The organism is Mesorhizobium sp. WSM4833, assembly GCF_055811095.1.
This window is the reverse complement of record NZ_JBVVQG010000001.1, coordinates 548,603-566,948: the sequence shown is the minus strand read 5'-3', so window position 1 is coordinate 566,948 and position 18,346 is coordinate 548,603. Positions and strand designations below refer to the sequence as shown.

The window sequence follows — 18,346 nt, the reverse complement described above, 5'->3', positions numbered from 1 at the left end:
GCGCGGCCGCCCCCCCCCCCGCCCCCCCCACCTGCTATTTGCCCACCCCCCCGCCCGCCACCCCCCCCCCCCCCCCCCCCGCCCGGGGCGCCCCCCCCTTCTCTCCGGTGGGGAGAAGAGACTGGCGCCAGCGCTGGCCGTCTCCTCTCCCCTCGGGGAGAGGTCGACCGAGCGAAGCGGAGGGCGGGTGAGGGGGCACTTTGCTCATCGCGTCCATCACCATCAGCGCCTTACGGCGCCTTGATCTCCATCATGCCGGTGGCGGTGCGGGCCGAGTATTGCGGCCGATACATGTCTTCCACCGTTGCCGCGGGGTGCGCATAGGTACCCGGCGTCACGGCGCGCACGACATAGGCGAGGGTCAGATTGTGGTCGTGGTCGCCGTCGGCCGGGTTGAATGCCGCGACGAAACGGTCGTCGCGGAATTCGAGATGGGCCGCATCGGTCTGCGCAAGCCACGAGAAGTTCGTCAACTGGGCGCTGGAGACCAGGCCGGGATTGTCGATCTCGAAGCCGGCCGGCAACAGGTCGGTGACCAGCAGGCGCGACGGCCATGTGTTCTGCTCGTTGACCTTGAGCACGACGACATAGCGTTCGTTCTGAGTCGCCTCCGTGACATTGGCTTCGGTGCCGTCGAGCTTGTAGTAAGTGCGGCTGATTGTGAAGCCGTCGCCGCCGGCCGGCAGCGGCTGGACCGGCGACGCCACCGTGGTGACGACGGCCTGCAGCGGGGTCTTGCCGGTGTTGGCGATGGTCAGCGGGCTGTCGACAAGGTCAGAGCCTTCGACCTGGTTGGAGTAGCCGCCGGAATGCGCCGCGCCATTGACGGTCAGCGTGATCGTATCATTGCCTTCTTTCAGCGCGCGGGCCGCCAGCAGCATCCAGGATTCGTCCTGGGTGCTGGTCCAGCGGGCTTCGGCGCGTTCCCTGGTCACCAGCTTGATCAGCTCCGGCACGATTGTCGGTACCGGCTTGGATTCCGCCGCCAACGCCAGCATCGCCGCGCCATCACGCAGCCGCGAACCGTAGTCGGAGCGGTAGTAGTCGTAGTCGGTGGTCGACTTGGCCAACTGCAGGGCAGTTTTGAACGTCGATTCCGCACGCGGTGTATCGCCGTAGAGCGCCAGGCTTGCCGCCAGCTGGGCAACGGCCATCGGGCTGGAAAAAGCTTCGAGTTGCGTGTCCGCATAGTAGCGCAGGTCGCCGATCGAGGCCTTCTTGTTGCGGGCCAGAACGTAGAGGGCGTAGGCGATCTCGCTGCCCCGGTCCTGGACGCTCTGGTCGTAGCCGAGTGAGTTCTGCAGGTTGCTGAGCGCCTGGTTCATGGCCAGGCTCGGCACGTCGTATTTCTGCTCGCGTGCCCTGGTCAGGAAGTCGGTGACATAGGCATCGAGCCACAGATCGCCGGAGCCCGGGCCCCACAGGCCGAAGCTGCCGCCCGAGGCCTGGTAGCTCAGAACCTTGTAGATGGCGTCCTGGATGCGGCCATGGATATCGGGATCGCTGGCCATGCCGATGCCGGACGCCAATTCATTGACGTAGAGAAGCGGCATGGCGCGGCTGGTGGTCTGCTCGGCGCACCCATAGGGGTAGCGGTCGAGCGTCATCAGCAGCGAAGGCACGTCGAAGGCGGCAGCCTGCGAAACGCCGACGCTGACAGAGGCGCCGTCGAGCAGGCTTGCCGCGAGCAGCTCCTTGTCGACGCGAAGCGCGCCGCCATCGCCCTTGAGGTCGACCACCAGGCGGGTGGTGACCGGTAATTGCGCCGGGCGCACCGGCACATAGAGCGTCTGCTCGACCTTGGTGCCGTCGGCATGGGCAAGCTTGATGGTGAGCGAGGCATTGCCGGCCGTCTGAGCGATCAGCGGCACGGTCAGCGTCTGGCGCTTGCCCTGGGCGAGCGTCAGCTTCTGGGGCAGAGGCTTGTCGCCCGTCGACAGGTCGCCCGTCGTTTCGATCGAGAACGCATAGTCGCCGGCCGGACCCTCGGTGTCGGCGACGTCGAGGCGCATAACGGCGGCGTCACCAGGCGCCAGGAAGCGCGGCAGGCCGGCGGTGATGACCACGGGATCGCGCACGATCACGTCGGACTGGGCGTGGCCGACCGCGTCCTTGGTCCAGGCGACGGCCATGACGCGCACGGTGCCGTTGAACTGCGGGATGTCGAAGTCGACCCGCGCCTTGCCGTCGGCGTCAAGCTCGACGACGCCGGAAAAGAAGGCGACAAGCTTTTCGGTCGGCGGGCTGCCTTGCGCCTGCATGTTGGCGCCGTCGCCGCCGGTCCTGAGCTTGCCGGCGTTGCCCAGAGAACCGTCGATCAGGCGACCGTAGATGTCGCGGATTTCCATGCCCAGCATGCGCTGGCCGAAGAACCAGTTCTCCGGATCCGGCGCCTTGTAGCTGGTCAGATTGAGGATGCCGACATCGACGGCGGCAACCATGACATAGGCATTGCTGCCCGCCTGCACGCCGGCGACCGAAACCGGGATCGACAGCTGCTGGCGCGGCATGGTCTTGTCCGGTGGCGTCAAGGTGATGGCGAGCTTCTTCGAACCCGGATCGACCTTCAGCCATTTCACGCCGATGGCGCGGGCCGGCATGCGCGTCTCCTGCGCATCGCCCGGCCGGAACAGGGTTGCGGTGACATAGGCGCCGGCGCCCCAGTCGTCGCCGACCGGAATGTCGACGGTGCTGCCGCCGGCCGGCACTGACGCCGTGATGGTCTTCAACAGCTTGTCGGAGCCGATGTTGATCAAGAGTTCGCCGGCAAAATGCGGCGAGATTTTCAGCTTGGCCACTTCGCCGGCGGCATAATTGTCCTTGTCGAGGGCGATTTCGAGGCCGTCAGGCGTTTCGGTGGTGGTCGAGGAGACATACCAGCCGGCGTCGAACTCGTAGCTGGTCGCCGGTCCTTCGGGATCGGCGGTTTCAACCTCGAGCCTGTACTGACCCCAATCGACCGGCACGGAGACCGTTGCGTCGCCGTCGGCGTTGAGGTCGACCTGGCCGTTGGCGATCGACTTGGTGAAGGTCACCGGCTCGTAATTCCACGAATTGTTGGAGCGGTACCACTGGTAATTGCGTTCGACCTTGACTAGCGTCCATTGCGCGCCTTTCAGCGCCTCACGCTTGCCGTCGGGATCGACGGCGATCAGGCTGAACTTGGCCGTGCCGCCTTGCGGCACTTCATTGTCGGCGAAATCCGGACGAATGCCGATCATATGGCCCTGCGGGCGGATGCCGATGTTGAGCGAGCGCTCGATGGCGCGGCCGCCGGTTTCACGCATCCTGACCGTCACCTTGGCGTCGACCAGCTTGGTGGTCGAGGGCAGTTGGTCGACGGAGACCGGGAAGGTCACCTTGCCGTCATCGCCAACCACCGGCAGATCGGCGAGGGGGGTGACCGTGGGTTCGGCCGACTGCTCGTCGGCGAGACCGAAGGAAAAGCCCTGGAAACGGTCCCAGTCGCGCGACGTCGACAGCGTCAGCTCGCCTTCCAGCGCCAGGCCTGCTGCCGGCGCGCCATAGAGGAAGCGGCCGTCAATGTCGATGTTGGCGGTTTCGCCCTGGGCGATTTCCTGCTTGTCGGCCTTCATGTCGAATTCGATGCGATCCGGAACGAAATCCTCGACCAGGAACATCTGGCTGGCCACCGCGGGCTGCTTGGGATCGGTGTAGATCGACACCGACCAGGTGCCGCGCATGGCGTTGGGGGCGAGCGGCAGGTCGACGGCATGGCCGCCGGCCGATGCGCCGTCGCTGACGATACGGCGGTCCTCGACGCCGTCGGGGCGCGAGAAGATGAAGGTCAACGGCAGGTTTTCGACCGCCTTGGCGGCACCGTCGCGAGCAAGTGCGGCGACATGAACATCCTCGCCGGCGCGGTAGATACCGCGTTCGGTCCAGGCATAGACGTCGAGCGCACCTGGCGCCGCGCGCCCGGTGACGCCGCGGTCGGACAGGTCGAAGCCGGCCCGGCCCATGTCGAGGAAGACGAAGTCATTGTCGCCCTGCTTGGCCATCAGCACGGCCGGCACCATGCCGCCGTCGCCGCGCGTCAGGCCGGGGTTGAAGACGGCATGGCCGTCGGCATCCGACGTCGCCGTGCCCAGAACCTCATTGTTCCTGGCGACCAGCGTCAGTTCGGCGCCGGCGATCGGCTTGGCGCTGCCCAGCGAACGGGCAAAGACATTGAGCCCGTCCTGACCGGTATAGGTCGACAGGCCGATGTCGGAGACGACGAACCATTGCGTGGCCATCGAGTTGTAGTCGTCGCTCTTGTCGTTGACGGCCTGGGCGGTCAGCACGTAGACGCCGGGCTTGCGCTGCGGCACCGCCTCGTCGACCGGGAAGGAGGTGGTGACCTCCTTGTTGAGGTCATTGGCGATGTCGAGCTGGCCTTGCCAGACCGGCGCGCCCATCTGCTCGGAAATGTTGGAGATGTCATAGCCGTCCAGCTGGTGCAGGAATTGGTAGCCCGACAGAAGCTGGGCGAGCGAACGATCGCCGATGCGATAGAGCTTCATCTCGGCAGCGTTCATGTTGACGGTAACGATCGGAATACCGCGGCGCGCGCCGGCCGGCAGCACGAAGCTATCACCGGTGAAGCGGGCGGACGGTGCGCGGTCCTGGACATAGATCGACAGCACCACGGGTGCCGCGGTCACTTCGCCGATTGCCGCCGGCAGGCCGGCGCGGAAGGTGACGTCGTAGTGCTGGCCATGCTCCAGCCCTTCGACGCAGATCTGCTTGTCCTTGGCCTCGACGCCCTTGGGCGGTGCATTGTCGACGGTGACGAATTGCGCGTAATCGACGCCGGTCTTGACCAGATCTTCGGAGAATTGCGCGCAGATGCGCGGCGCGCTGGTGTCGGCGTCGATGGTGTGGTCGATAACGCGGAAACCCTTGCGCGCCTTCAGATCGGCATAGTCGGCCTGGACCGCCGGCGACGGGTTCAGGGCAAGGCTCGCCTCATAGGCCTGTAGCGCCGGCCGGTAGAGATCGCGCTTGTCGAGGCCGTTGCCGAGCAGCGCCAGCACTTCGGCGCGCGTCTTGGTGGTGCGCAGTAGTTTATAGGCATTGAATGCGGCCGAAGTGCCGTTCGTCGGCAAAGTGGAAGCTTCGGATGTGCTGGCGGCGGGCTGCACGGCCAGCGTTTCACGCGCCAGGTTGAGCCAGAGCTGGCCATCATCGGGCAGTACCGAGACAGCGGCCTCGTATTTCAGCATGGCGGAGCGGTGGTCGCCGGTCAGCACGGCCTGTTCGGCGGCACTCAGCAAGGCAGCCATGCCTTCTGTCGGCTTGTCATAGGCCGGGCCGAGCAGCTTGTTGCGGTATTGCTGGGCCTGGTCGGCCATCCAGTTGGGGAAAAAGGCGAGTTCCGGCGGCGCGCCGATATCAGGATCGCCATCGATGTTGACGACCTTGCCGGCGACCGCGCCGTTGAAGGTTTTCAACTGGTTGTAGTCGGATTTGAGGAAGCACCATTTGGCTTTTTTATTGTAGGTGAAGGCGCGGCAGGCCGGGTCTCCCAGGCATGTCGCCTTGCACTGGTCGATTGTCACATTCTGGTCGGACCTGAGATCAAAACCGAAATAATCGGAATTGTCCGTTGTCGCGATACGCCGGGCCTCGGCCGCCTGCGAGACGCTGCTCCAGGCCAGGACATTGGCCCAGGCAAAAAACAGGAGAATCAGAATCGAAAGACCACGAGCCGCGCGCATTGCCATAACACCCCTCCAGACACAGCTGACGTCCGGGCATGATCAAGCTTCAGTCAGGCTTGTCAACACAAGGACGCGGCAGGGTTCCGCCTGCCAACGGTTTCCTTTCCGGTCGATGACCGGTAGTACCTCCATAGGACAGGGGATCACGCTTTCTTGCGGCGACGCAAAAGGTGTGAATTCCAAGCCCGTCCTATTTCAGACAATTGGATTGTGGCCCCTTTACGAGCGCTTCAGAACTTCATTCCAATTTTAGTTTTGTAACCTAGGTTGTCTTAATGCCGGCGCATGAAGAGCAGATGTCAGGAGGTCGCGCGCCAGGGCGTGCGCTTCCGCGCGCCCTGCTGCTGGCCATGATGTGCTCGACCGTGCTCGTCGCCGAATCGCCCCCGGCGGCCGCTTTCGAGCTTTTCGGCATCAAGCTGTGGGGATCGTCCAGCGACGAGGATGCCGACATCGTCGATCCTCTGCGCTACGCCGTGACCATCAATGCCCCCGACGCGGACAAGGACCTGGTCAAGAAGCTCGAAAATGCCTCGGCGCTGAAGAGCGACGAGGAGCGTCCGGTTTCAGGCTCGCTCGGGCTGATGGCCAAGGCGCGCAGCGACCGAGAACAGCTTGTCGCCGCGCTTTATGCCGATGCCCGCTACGAAGGCGTCGTCACCGTCACCATCGACGGCAAGCCGCTCGACGATTTGCCGCCGGATGCCGAATTCAAGGGTCCGCAGCCGGTTCCCGTGGCGATCGACATTGCAACCGGGCCGAAATTCACCTTGGGCAATATCAGGCTGCAAGGCGACGCGGCAGGACTGATGAGCGCCGATTATGGCCTGATATCAGGCGGCGACGCCGGATCCGGCGCAGTGCTCAAGGCCGAGGCGCTGATCGTGCGGACGCTGAAGGAGCAAGGCAGGCCGCTGGCAGAGGTGACGGACCGCCAGATCGTCGCCGACCATGCCACCTCGACGCTCGACGTGACGCTGACGGTCGCCGCCGGACCGGTCGCCGGCTATGGCCCGACCACCGTGGAAGGCACCGAGAAGGTCGACCGCGACTTCACCGAATACATGACCGGCCTCAAGCGCGGCCGGCAATACTCGCCGCAAGAGATCGACGATGCGCGCGACCGGTTGCTGGCGCTCGAGGTCTTCAACAGCGTGACGTTCAAGGAAGCCGACAAGCTCGATGCCGACGGCAACATTCCGATCGGCGTCCAGGTCAGCGAGCGCAAGCCACGCTATTTCGGCGTCGGCGGCACTTTTTCCAACACCGAGGGGCTGGGCCTCGAGGGCTATTGGGGCCACCGCAATTTGTTCGGCCGGGCCGAGAAGCTGCGCATCGATGGCAAGATCAGCGGCATCGGCAGCAACGATCTCGGCGAACTCAACTACAATGCCGGCATCATGTTCGAGAAACCCGGTGTGATCGGACCGGCATCGAAGTTCTTCGCCGGCGTCAAGACGGTGCTCGAACATCCTGATGCCTATGACCATTTCTCGGTCAAGGGCAGCGCCGGCCTGTCCTACGAACTGACCAAGAAGCAGACGGTTTCCGCCGAGGTGGCGCTCGACTATTCCCGCATCCACGACGCTTTCGGCAAGCACAAATACCTGATCGCCAGCATTCCGCTGCAATATGTCTACGACAACAGGGACAACCGCCTGAACCCGACCAGCGGCTTCCGGGTGCTGGCCTATGCCGAGCCGAGCTACGACATTTTGAATGGTGCGGCCTTCCTGAAGCTCAAGGGCGAGGGATCGGCCTATCAGTCGCTGGATTCGGCTTCCAAGTTCGTGCTGGCCGAACGTGTCGCCATCGGGTCGATCGTCGGCACCGGGCTTCAGAATGTGCCGGCCGACCGGCGCTTCTATTCCGGCGGCGGCGGTTCGGTGCGCGGCTACGCCTATCAGGGCATCGGTCCGAAGGATTTCACCGGCCAGCCGATCGGCGGCCTGTCCTTCTTCGAAACCTCGGTCGAGATGCGCATCGCCATCACCGACACGATCGGCATCGTGCCGTTCGTCGATGCCGGCACCGTGTCGACCAAATCGGTTCCCGATTTCTCCGATGTCAAGGTCGGCGCCGGCGTCGGCCTGCGCTATGTCACGCCGTTCGGGCCGCTGCGCATCGACGCGGCCGTGCCGCTCAACCGCGATCCGGGCGATCCGCATTTCGGCATCTATGCCGGCATCGGACAGGCATTCTGAGCGATGAAAACAGTCTGGCGCATCCTCCGCATTGTTCTCTACACCCTGCTGATCGTGATTGCGGGAGCGATCGGCGCGCTGGTGGTGCTAACCAAGACCGAGCGCGGCCGCGACAATCTCGCCGGCATCATTTCGCGGCTGGCATCGACCGACGACCGCAAGATCACGGTCAGCGGCATAGACGGCATCTGGTCGGGAGCCCTCAGCGTCGACCATGTCGTGCTGGAGGATCGCGAGGGTGCCTGGCTGGTGGCGCGCAAGGTGGCCGTCGACTGGTCGCCGCTGGCGCTGCTGTCGAAAAACTTCAGCGCCGACCGCATCGCTGCCGAGCGCATAGAACTCGCCCGGTTGCCGGTGGCCAGCACGCAGCCGGCGCCGAGCGGCGGCACGACGACGCTGCCGGTTTCCATCGACATCAAGCAGATCGACCTGCCCGAGATCGCGCTTGGCCAGCAACTGGCCGGCAGCGGCATCGCCGAACTTGCCGCCAGGGGCATGCTCAAGGCCGATGCCGCGCCGCTGGCGGTCGAGACGGTGCTCAACGTCACCCGCCATGACGGCAAGCAAGGCAATGTCGACGCCAAGATCCACTTTGCGCCGGCGGACAACAGGCTCGATCTTGACCTCAAGGCCTCGGAGCCGGCAGGCGGCATCATTGCCAATCTGCTCAAGCTTCCCGATACGCCGCCGGTCGACATAATTGTCTCGGGCACCGGGCCGCTCGCCAATTGGAACGGCATCGGCACGTTCTCGGTCGACGGCAAGATCGTCACCCAGCTGACAGGCCGGCACCAACTGACCGACAAGGGTAATCATGTTGAGGCCAAGGGCGACGGCGATTTCGCTCGCTTCCTGCCTGAGAATCTCAAGCCGCTGTTTGCCGGCAAGACCAGCTTCGATGTCGCCGGCACCGCCACATCGGCCGGTGGCGTCAGTGTCGACCGCGCCAACATCGACAGCGATGCGGTGCACGGCACCGCGACCGGCATTGTCGATCCTGCCGGCGCCAGCGACCTCTCGATCGAACTCGCCGCCAAGGGTCCGCCCGTTGTGATCAGCGTCGGCAGCAAGGCGCAACCGATCACGCTGGCGATCAGCAATGCCACCGCCCGCGCCTTCGGCGACGGCAAGGCACCGATCATCGACATCGGCGCCTCCTTCGTCTCCATCGTTGCTGGCGGCACGCGGCTGGATGATCTGGCGGCGCAGATCCATTCCGACGGCTTTGACATCCAGAACCGCGCCGGGCCGGTCACCGTCAAGCTGCAGGCGGGTGGTCTCAACACCGACGTGGCGACGCTGGCGCCGCTGATCACCGGCAAGATCGATGTCGATCTGGCCGGGTCGGTCAGCAAGGATGCCATTGCCATCGACCAGGGCACGCTGCGCTCCGATGCGCTCAACGCCTCTCTGACGGCGACGGTGGCGCTTGCCGACCTGTCGATGCAGCTGAAGATGAACGCGGATGCCGTGGCGACGGCCTTTCCGCCGCAGATCGCCTCGGTGCTCGGCGCCCGGGTGAAATTCTCGGCCACCGCGGCCCGCGATCCGCAGGGATCCTTCGCCGCCAACTCGATCGAATTCACGTCCGGCACGCTCAGCGCCGCCGGCACGGCCAGCATGCAGGGCACCGACATCCAGGCCGACATCAAGGGCAAATTGGGCGACGTTTCCGTGCTGTCGCCGACAGTCGGCGTGCCGGTTGCCGGTGGCGTCGATTTCGCGCTGTCGGCAAGCGGCGCGATGACGGCGCCGGATTTCACCGTTACCGCCGATAGCGACAGCCTGACGGCATCGGGCCGCACGGTGAAGAGCATCAAGCTGACGGCGAGCGGCAAGGCCGATATCACCAGTCCCGCCGCCAACGTATCGCTGACCGGCTCCGTCAACGACCAGCCGCTCGATATCAAGGCAGCACTGGTGACAAGCGAGGGCAAGCGTTCGATCAACGGATTCCTGGTCTCGCTGGGCGACAACAAGGTCTCGGGCGATCTCGCGCTGGACGACAAGTACATGCCGCTCGGTACGCTGACGCTCGACGCGCCCGCTATCGACCAGTTGGCCGCACTGGCCGGCCAGGCGGTGACGGGCGACATCGACGGCACCATCGGCTTTGCCAAGGAGGGCGACGCGCCCTCCGTCACGATCGATGCGAAGAGCACTTCGATCGCGCGTGGCGACGTGACGGCCAAGGCCATCACCGTCAATGCGCTGATCGCCAATTATCTCAAGGCGCCGGCGATCGCCGGTTCGATAAAGGCTGACAGCGTCACTTCCGGAACCACCGAAATCAGCGGCATCGGCGTCGACCTGAAGCGCCACGGCGATTGGACCAATTTCACCGGCGGCGCCACCATAGCGGGCATTCCGGCGACCGCTGCCGGCCGGGTGAAGATCGCCGACGGCAAGACGAGCGTCGAGATTACCTCGGGCGAGGCGACGGTTCGCGGCATCAAGGCCGCAATCGCTCAGGCGTCGACACTGAGCATCGCCAACGGCACGGCCAGCATCGAGAAACTGGCGCTCGATGTCGGCGGCGGTTCGGTGACGCTGTCGGGCACTGCCGGTCAGACGCTCGACCTCGCGGCGCAATTTTCGGCACTGCCCGCGGCGCTCGCCAATGAATTTTCGCCCGGCCTCGACGCTGTCGGCACGCTCAGCGGCACGGTTGGAGTGACCGGACCGCCGGCCGCTCCCGATGTCCGCTTCAATGCGCAACTGGCCGGTGTCGAAACCAGCCAGACCCGGCAGGCCGGGCTCGGGCCGCTCGCCGTCGATGCGGCCGGCAGCTACACCTTGGCCGGCGGCGTGATGCTCGATCAGGCGACGCTGACCGGCGACAAGATTTCCGGCAAGGCGACCGGCACCCTCAATCCGAACGGCGCCAGCGATTTTGCGCTCGATCTCATCTCATCCGGCCCCAGCCTGCCCCTGACTGTCGGCAGCGCCGAGAGCCCGGTCAAGATCGAGATCCGGTCCTTGTCGGCAAAGGTGGCGGGCGAGAGCACGCGGGCCCGCCTGGATGTCTCCGCGATCCTGCCCTCGATCGTCACCAGTCCGGCGAGGGTGGACGGGCTTGCCCTGGCGTTGCACTCGGATGCGTTCGATCTGAAGAACCGTGCAGGGTCGGTTTCCGGCACAGTGTCGGTGGACAAGGTCGGTCTCGACAATCCGGTGATTGCGCCGCTGATCGCCGGCAAGGTCACGGCGGCGCTCAGCGGTCGCCTGACAGCCGATGCGGTTGCCATAGACAGCGGCTCGCTCAAGAGCGATGCGCTGAACAGCCAGGTTGCCGGCCAGGTATCGCTGCGTGACGGTGCCATAGACCTCAACCTGAAGGCGGATGCCCCATCGTCGGCCTTGCCGGCGGCGGCACGCGGCATGCTTGGCGAACGCGCTGAGATCAGCGCCACGCTGAAGCGCGACCCCAACGGCAGTATCGCTATAGGCGGATTGAAGCTGACCTCGGGCGCGCTGACCGCAGACGGGCAAGCCAGCCTTGCCGACAACAAGGTGGCCGCCGACATCAAGGGTGCGCTGAGCGACATCTCGCTGCTGTCGAAAGACGCCAAGGGCGCCATCGCTTTTGCGTTGAACGCGCAGGGCCCGGCCGCGGCGCCGGACCTGTCGTTGACGGTCGATAGCGACAGGCTCCTGGTGGCATCGCGCGAGATCACCGGGCTGAAGCTGACCGCCACCGGCAAGGCCGATGCTGCCAATCCGGCGGCGAATGTGCAGCTGACCGGCAATGTCGCCGGCCAGGCGCTGCAAGGCAGTGCGGTGCTGGCGACGGCGGACGGCAAGAGCGCCATCAATGGCCTGCTGCTGTCGCTCGGCAAGAACAGGATTTCCGGCGATCTGGCGCTGGATGAAAAGTTCGTGCCGGTCGGCACCATCGCGCTCGACCTGCCCGATATCGGCCCGCTGGCAGCACTTGCCCTGGAGAAGGCCGAAGGCGATGTGCGCGGCACGATCGCCTTTTCGAAGAACGGCAATGCGCCACAGGTCGCAATCAAGGCGGCGACAGCATCGATTACGCGCGGCGACCTGCAGGCGAAAGCCGTCTCGATCGATGCGCTGGTCGCCAACTATCTGGCGGCGCCCGTGATCTCCGGAAAGATTCGCGCCGACACCGTCACGTCGGGCGGCACCGTGATCAGCGGCATCGATGTCGACTTGAAGCGCGACGGCGACTGGACGGGCTTCTCCGGCGGCGCAACCGTCAAGGGCATTCCGGCACAGGCCGCCGGCCGGGTGAAAGTGGCCAACGGCACGACGACCATCGAGCTTGCCTCCGGCCAGGCGACTGTCCAGGGCATCAAGACGGCCATCGCCCAGGCCTCGACCGTCAGCATTGCCAACGGCACAACGACGCTGGACCGGCTGGTGCTCAACCTGGGCGGCGGCACGGCGACGGTGACCGGCAAGGTCGGCACGGCGCTCGACATCAATGCGACGCTGGCGCGCGTGCCGATGTCGCTCGCCAACAGTTTCTCGCCGGGGCTCGACGCCGCCGGTTCGATCTCAGGCACGGTCAAGGTGACGGGTGCGCCGGCGAACCCCGCCATTGCCTTCAACCTCGACGCGGCCGGCGTGCAGACCTCGCAGACGCGCGGTGCCGGTGTCGGTGCGGTGAGTGTCTCCTCGTCGGGCACCTTCGGCGGCAACAAGCTGACCTTCAATGCCAATGTCGGCGATGGCGCCGGCCTTGGCCTCAAGGGCGGCGGCACCGTGACGACGGCCGGCACGCCGTCACTGGTGCTCGACTTCAATGGCGTCGTGCCGTTCGGCCTGCTCAGCCAGAAGCTTGCCGCGCAGGGCCTGTCACTGTCTGGAACCGCCAATGTCAACGTGCAGGTGCGCGGTCCCGCGACATCGCCCGTCATCGGCGGCAGCATCAGCACCTCGGGTGCGCGCCTTGTCGATGCGCGCTCCGGCCTCGCCGTCAACGATCTCGCCGCCGATGTCTCGATTGCCGGCGGCGTCGCCAGGATCAACCGGCTGACCGGAACGCTGTCGACGCGCGGCAGCCTGTCGGCCAGCGGCACGGTCGGCATCAACCCGGCGCAGGGTTTCCCGGCCGACCTGTCGATCAAGCTGGTCGACGGCCGCTATACGGACGGCAGGGTGGTGACCGCCAATCTCGGCGGCGACCTGACGATCAAGGGACCGCTGACCTCCGCACCGGTCATCGCCGGCACCGTCAATCTCGCCAAGACGGTGATCACCGTTCCCGACAAATTGCCGGGCTCGCTGGCGGCGCTCGACGTCAAGCACAAGAACGCGCCGGGCGCGGTCAAGGCGCAGGACAAGGCGCTGCGGCCGCCGACGACCAGCGGCAAGGGCGGCGGTAGCGGCCTTGCGCTCGATGTCACGGTCAACGCGCCGAATCAGATATTCATCCAGGGCAGGGGCGTTGATGCCGAACTTGGCGGCTCGCTGAAGCTGACCGGCCCGGCCTCGTCGCCGCAAGCGGTCGGCACCTTCACCTTGCAGCGCGGACGACTGTCGATCCTCGGCAAGCGGCTGACCTTCACCGAAGGCACGGTCGGGTTTTCCGGCTCGCTGGTGCCCTATCTCAATTTGACGGCGACCACGACGACGACCAGCGCCACCGTCACCATCGTGGTGTCGGGCGAAGCGACCAATCCGAAGTTCACCTTCTCCTCGGTGCCGGCGCTGCCCGAGGATGAGGTGCTGGCGCAATTGATCTTCGGCCGCTCGATGTCGAACCTGTCGCCGCTGCAGATCGCCCAGCTCGCCGAAGCGGCGGGGCAGCTGGCCGGCGTCGGCGGCTCGACGTCGCTGCTGGAAAACCTGCGCAGCGCCATTGGCGTCGACGATCTCGACGTCACCACCGACGATCAGGGCGGCACGGCGGTTTCGGCCGGAAAATACCTCAACGACCGCACCTATGTCACCATCCAGAAGGGCGACAAGCCGGGCTCGGGCAAGGCGACGATCGACCTCAATGTCGGGCGCGGCGTCAAGCTGCGCGGCGAGGCCAACGATGCCGGCGAAGCCAAGGGCGGCATCTTCTACGAGAAGGAATACTGACAGTCCGGCGGGGCTTTTGGCCTCATGGTGGATCGATTCTGGTGCTGTGCGGGCCAGAGTAAATGTCTCAGTTTAATCGACTATCGCGATTCCAGAAGAATCCGTCGGACAGTAGCAAATTTGCGCCAAGACTGTCGTTATCACGCGAACCGCTCCCCTTTCAAAGTTGCACATTCCCTAACATGTTCTCAATCCACGCCGTCTTTGACATCATGGCCTGGATGCGGAATGTTAAAAGGCGGAAAGCCAACAATGGGAGTTAAGTCATGACAATTTATAAGAGTAATGGCGATCGCGTTCCGGATCACATCCTGGCCATGGCCGAAGAAGCCAAGGCAGGCAAGGTGGACCGCCGCGAATTCCTGGCCATGGCCAGCGTCTTCGGCGCATCGACGGCAATGGCTTACGGCTTGCTCGGCCTCGCCGATCCGACGCCGGCGAAGGCCGAAGAGGTAAAGGGCAAGAAGGGCGGCACGCTGAAGATCGCCCAGTGGATCAAAGATCCCAAGGACCCGCGCAAAGCCGACTGGTCGGAAATCGCCAATGCCGAGCGCCAGGCGCTGGAGCCGCTGGTCAAGTACACCTCCGAATACACGTTTCGCCCCTATCTGCTGGAAAGCTGGGACGTCAACGACGACGCCACGCAGTATACGCTGCATGTGCGCAAGGGCGTCACCTGGTCGAATGGCGATGCCTTCACCGCCGATGACGTCATCTTCAACCTGAAGCGCTGGGCTGACAAGAAAGCCGAAGGCAATTCCATGCCCGGCCGTCTCGGCTCGCTGGTCAAGGACGACAAGCTCGACGAAAGCGCCGTGACCAAGCCGGACGACCACACGGTCGTGCTTAAGCTCAGCAAGCCGGACATCGCGCTGATTCCGAACATGTGCGACTATCCCGGGCTGATCGTCCACAAGACCTTCGATGAGAAGGGCGGCGACTTCAAGGCCTGCCCGATCGGCACCGGTCCGTTCGAACTCGTCTCCTACGATGTCGGTCAGAAGGTGGTCTACAAGCGCCGCACCGATGACAAGTGGTGGGACGGCGAAGTGTTCCTCGATGGCCTGGAATTCATCGACTACGGCACCGATCCGGCAGCCATGGTCAGCGCTTTCGAGGCCGGCGAAGTGCACACCAATTTCGAGACTTCGGCCGACTATGTGTCGATCCTCGACGGCATGGACCTGGTGAAGTCGGAAATCGTCACCGCGTCGACCATCGTCTGCCGCACCAACGTCAACAACAAGCCCTATGGCGACCAGAAGGTGCGCAACGCGCTGCAGCTTGCGGTCGACAACAATGTCGTCTTGCAGCTCGGCTACGGCAATGCCGGCTCGGTCGCCGAAAACCACCATGTCTGCTCGATCCATCCGGAATATTACGAGCTGCCCAAGGTTGCCCGTGATCCGGCCAAGGCGAAGGCGCTGATGGCGGAAGCCGGCCAAGCCGACTTCGAACACGAGCTGATCACCGTCGACGAAGACTGGCACAAGAACACCGGCGATGCGATCGCCGCCCAGCTGCGCGACGCCGGCATCAAGGTGAAGCGCACCGTTCTGCCTGGTTCGACGTTCTGGAACGACTGGACGAAGTATCCGCTGTCGATGACCAACTGGAACATGCGTCCGCTCGGCGTCCAGGTTCTGGCCATCGCCTATCGCACCGGCGAGGCCTGGAACGAGGCCGGCTGGTCGAATCCGGACTGGGATGCCAAGCTCAATGCGGCGCTCGCCGTTGCCGACGCCGCCAAGCGCAAGGACATGATGAAGGACATCGAGCAGATACTGCAGGATTCCGGCATCATGATCCAGCCGTACTGGCGCAAGCTCTACAGCCACTCGGTGAAGGCGGTGCAGAACTACAAGATGCACCCGACCTTCGAGCGCGACTACGGCAAGGTCTGGCTCGACCAGGCTTGATATCGCATCGACATGGAGGGAAGGGGCTCGCTCCCTTCCCTCGCTCTTTGCATTGTCCGTCCCTGCTGGTCCGCACATTCTCAAAAAAGTTGCGGACTCGCGGGCAAGGCCATGCAACAAAAACAGGGTTGATCGCATCCGAAGGCCTGTTTGACAGCCAGCCCCGCCGGTCACGGCAGGGTTGGCTTTCATAGCCGGCTCAAACCCCAACCCATCGGCAGGGGGCCGCCATGCTTTCCTTCGTTATCAGGCGTCTAGGCACCATGGCATTGACGATGCTGTGCCTGACCATGGTCGTCTTCTTCCTGATCAACCTCGAACCCAATCTGAAGAAGCTGGCGATCAGCCAGACCGAAATGCATACGTCGGCCGAGCAGCTCGAGAGCTGGCTGGTCAACCATGGCTACCGGCAGAACTTCTTCGTCCGCTACGGCCAGTGGCTTGGCGTCTTGCCCAAGCAGCCGGTAACCGACCCGGCGACCGGTAAGCCGGCGCAGCGTTTCTCCTTCTGCAACGATCCGCTCGTGCCGACCTTTGCCGGCGTTTTCCAGGGCGATTTCGGCTGCTCGACCAAGTTCAAGGCGACCGTCGCCTCAAAACTGTTTCCGGCACTCGGCGCTACCGGCATCCTGATGTTCTGGGTGCTGGCGGTGATGGTGCCGATCTCGCTGCTGATCGGCATTCTGGCCGGCATGCGTGAGGGGTCGCGAACCGACCGGGTGCTGTCCGTGGCGTCGATCGCCTCGACGGCGACGCCTGAATATGTGTCGGGCGTCATCTTCACCGTCATCTTCGCCTCATGGTTAGGCTGGCTGAACGGCTCGGCGGCTTCGGCCAGCCAGGGCATCACCTTCTACAATTTCACACTGCCGGTGATGACGCTGGCGATCTACGGCATCGGCTATATCGCCCGCATGACGCGAGCTTCGATGGTCGAAGTGATGACGCAGCAATATATCCGTACCGCGCGGTTGAAGGGTCTCTCCTTCGGCAGCGTGGTGGTCAAACATGCCTTGCGCAACGCGCTGATCGCACCGTTCACCGTCATCATGCTGCAGTTCCCTTGGCTGCTCACCGGCGTCGTCATCGTCGAGGTGATGTTCCGCTACCAGGGCTTCGGCTACACGCTGGTCGAGGCGGCCGGCAACAACGATATCGACCTTTTGCTCGGCTGCTCGCTGGTCTCGGTGTTCATCGTCTTGATCACGCAGCTCATTTCCGATGTCGGCTACGCATTTCTCAATCCGCGTATCAGAGTTCAGTAGGGAGCGAAGCCGATGCCGGTTCAATACATCAGTGGCTTCACCGTCGTTTTCGAAGTGCTGTCGCGCTTCTGGCCGGTCTGGATCGCGCTCGTCATCGTCATGGGCGCGAGCTTCGCCTACAAGAAGAAGCTGGCGCTCTACGGCCAGCTGTTCGACAGCGGTGTCGGCATCGTCGGCGTCGGCATCTGCCTGTTCTGGCTGTTCACGGCGATCTTCGCCGCGACCATATCGCCCTTCGATCCGCTGGCCCAGATTCCGATCATGAAGGACGTGCTGCCGGGCGCCGTCGAACCGCAGTCGGGACTGACCTATCTGTTCGGCGGCGACAAGCTGGCGCGCGACGTGTTTTCGCGCATGGTCTATGGCAGCCAGATCGTGCTGATCATCGCGCCTGCCGCGACCGGCTTCGCGCTGATGGTCGGCATCACGCTCGGCCTGCCCGCCGGCTATTACGGCGGCAAGATCGACACCGTGCTGTCGTTCCTGGCCAACCTTGTGCTCGCCTTCCCGGTGATCCTGCTGTTCTACCTCTTGGTGACGCCGGGTATCATGGACACGCCGATCCCGTACGGCATGGCCGGCGTGTTCTTCCTGTTCCCGATCATCTTCTTCAGCGTGCTGTTCTGGACCCGCTACAAGAACCGGCCCGACCGGCTTTACATCCTGCTCGGCATCACCCTGATCCTCGGTGGCTGGATCTATCTCGGCCTTGTGTTCGATAAGGACCCGCTGCACATCGTCCATATCGATCCAAACCAGCTCAACATCTTCGTGGCGGTGGTGTTCGCCTCCAGCCCCGGCGTGTTCCGCATCGTGCGTGGCCTGGTGATGGACATCAAGACGCGCGACTATGTGGCGGCGGCGCAGACGCGCGGTGAATCGCCCTGGTACATCATGCTGTGGGAGATCCTGCCCAATGCGCGCGGGCCACTGATCGTCGATGCCTGCCTGCGCATCGGCTACACCACGATCCTGCTCGGCACGCTCGGTTATTTCGGCCTTGGCCTGGCGCCGGAAAGCCCGGACTGGGGCACCGCGATCAAGGACGCCAGCCGCCTGCTGCGCTCCTTCATCCATCCGGCGCTGCCGCCGACCATCGCACTGATGTCGTTCGTGCTGGGCTTGAACCTGCTCGCCGACTCGCTGCGCGAACAATCGATGAAAGACTGATGTCG

Annotated in this window: 6 protein-coding genes; 5 read left to right on the top strand and 1 reads right to left on the bottom strand. The window is 64.3% G+C overall.

Annotated features, from left to right (window positions below):
• Window positions 1–230 precede the first annotated feature (230 nt).
• The gene (locus AC0L2D_RS02720) at window positions 231–5,729 is read right to left on the bottom strand and encodes an alpha-2-macroglobulin family protein (RefSeq protein WP_473540301.1); all 5,499 of its coding nucleotides are present in this window, start codon (window positions 5,727–5,729) and stop codon (window positions 231–233) included.
• A 272-nt stretch (window positions 5,730–6,001) separates the two neighbouring features.
• Between AC0L2D_RS02720 and AC0L2D_RS02715 the strand changes: the two genes are divergently transcribed.
• The 5 genes from AC0L2D_RS02715 to AC0L2D_RS02695 all read left to right on the top strand — a co-directional run bounded on the left by AC0L2D_RS02715 (window position 6,002) and on the right by AC0L2D_RS02695 (window position 18,341).
• On the top strand, window positions 6,002–7,930 hold the full coding sequence (locus AC0L2D_RS02715; protein ID WP_473540300.1) for an autotransporter assembly complex protein TamA: 1,929 nt from the start codon (window positions 6,002–6,004) through the stop codon (window positions 7,928–7,930).
• A 3-nt stretch (window positions 7,931–7,933) separates the two neighbouring features.
• Window positions 7,934–13,987, top strand: coding sequence for a translocation/assembly module TamB domain-containing protein (locus tag AC0L2D_RS02710; protein WP_473540299.1), 6,054 nt, complete (start codon window positions 7,934–7,936; stop codon window positions 13,985–13,987).
• Window positions 13,988–14,253: 266 nt separating this feature from the next.
• Window positions 14,254–15,906, top strand: coding sequence for an ABC transporter substrate-binding protein (locus tag AC0L2D_RS02705; protein ID WP_013530882.1), 1,653 nt, complete (start codon window positions 14,254–14,256; stop codon window positions 15,904–15,906).
• Between the two features lie 230 nt (window positions 15,907–16,136).
• On the top strand, window positions 16,137–17,171 hold the full coding sequence (locus tag AC0L2D_RS02700; RefSeq protein ID WP_013530883.1) for an ABC transporter permease: 1,035 nt from the start codon (window positions 16,137–16,139) through the stop codon (window positions 17,169–17,171).
• A gap of 12 nt (window positions 17,172–17,183) precedes the next feature.
• Entirely contained in the window at window positions 17,184–18,341 is a 1,158-nt protein-coding gene (locus AC0L2D_RS02695; protein ID WP_013530884.1) for an ABC transporter permease, read from the top strand.
• Window positions 18,342–18,346: the final 5 nt, after the last annotated feature.

What these genes read in the sequence shown, in the direction of transcription:
- AC0L2D_RS02720 (WP_473540301.1), bottom strand. Translation starts at nt 5,729, where the DNA reads ATGGCAATGCGCGCGGCTCGTGGTCTTTCGATTCTGATTCTCCTGTTT.
- AC0L2D_RS02715 (WP_473540300.1), top strand. Translation starts at nt 6,002, where the DNA reads ATGCCGGCGCATGAAGAGCAGATGTCAGGAGGTCGCGCGCCAGGGCGT.
- AC0L2D_RS02710 (WP_473540299.1), top strand. Translation starts at nt 7,934, where the DNA reads ATGAAAACAGTCTGGCGCATCCTCCGCATTGTTCTCTACACCCTGCTG.
- AC0L2D_RS02705 (WP_013530882.1), top strand. Translation starts at nt 14,254, where the DNA reads ATGACAATTTATAAGAGTAATGGCGATCGCGTTCCGGATCACATCCTG.
- AC0L2D_RS02700 (WP_013530883.1), top strand. Translation starts at nt 16,137, where the DNA reads ATGCTTTCCTTCGTTATCAGGCGTCTAGGCACCATGGCATTGACGATG.
- AC0L2D_RS02695 (WP_013530884.1), top strand. Translation starts at nt 17,184, where the DNA reads ATGCCGGTTCAATACATCAGTGGCTTCACCGTCGTTTTCGAAGTGCTG.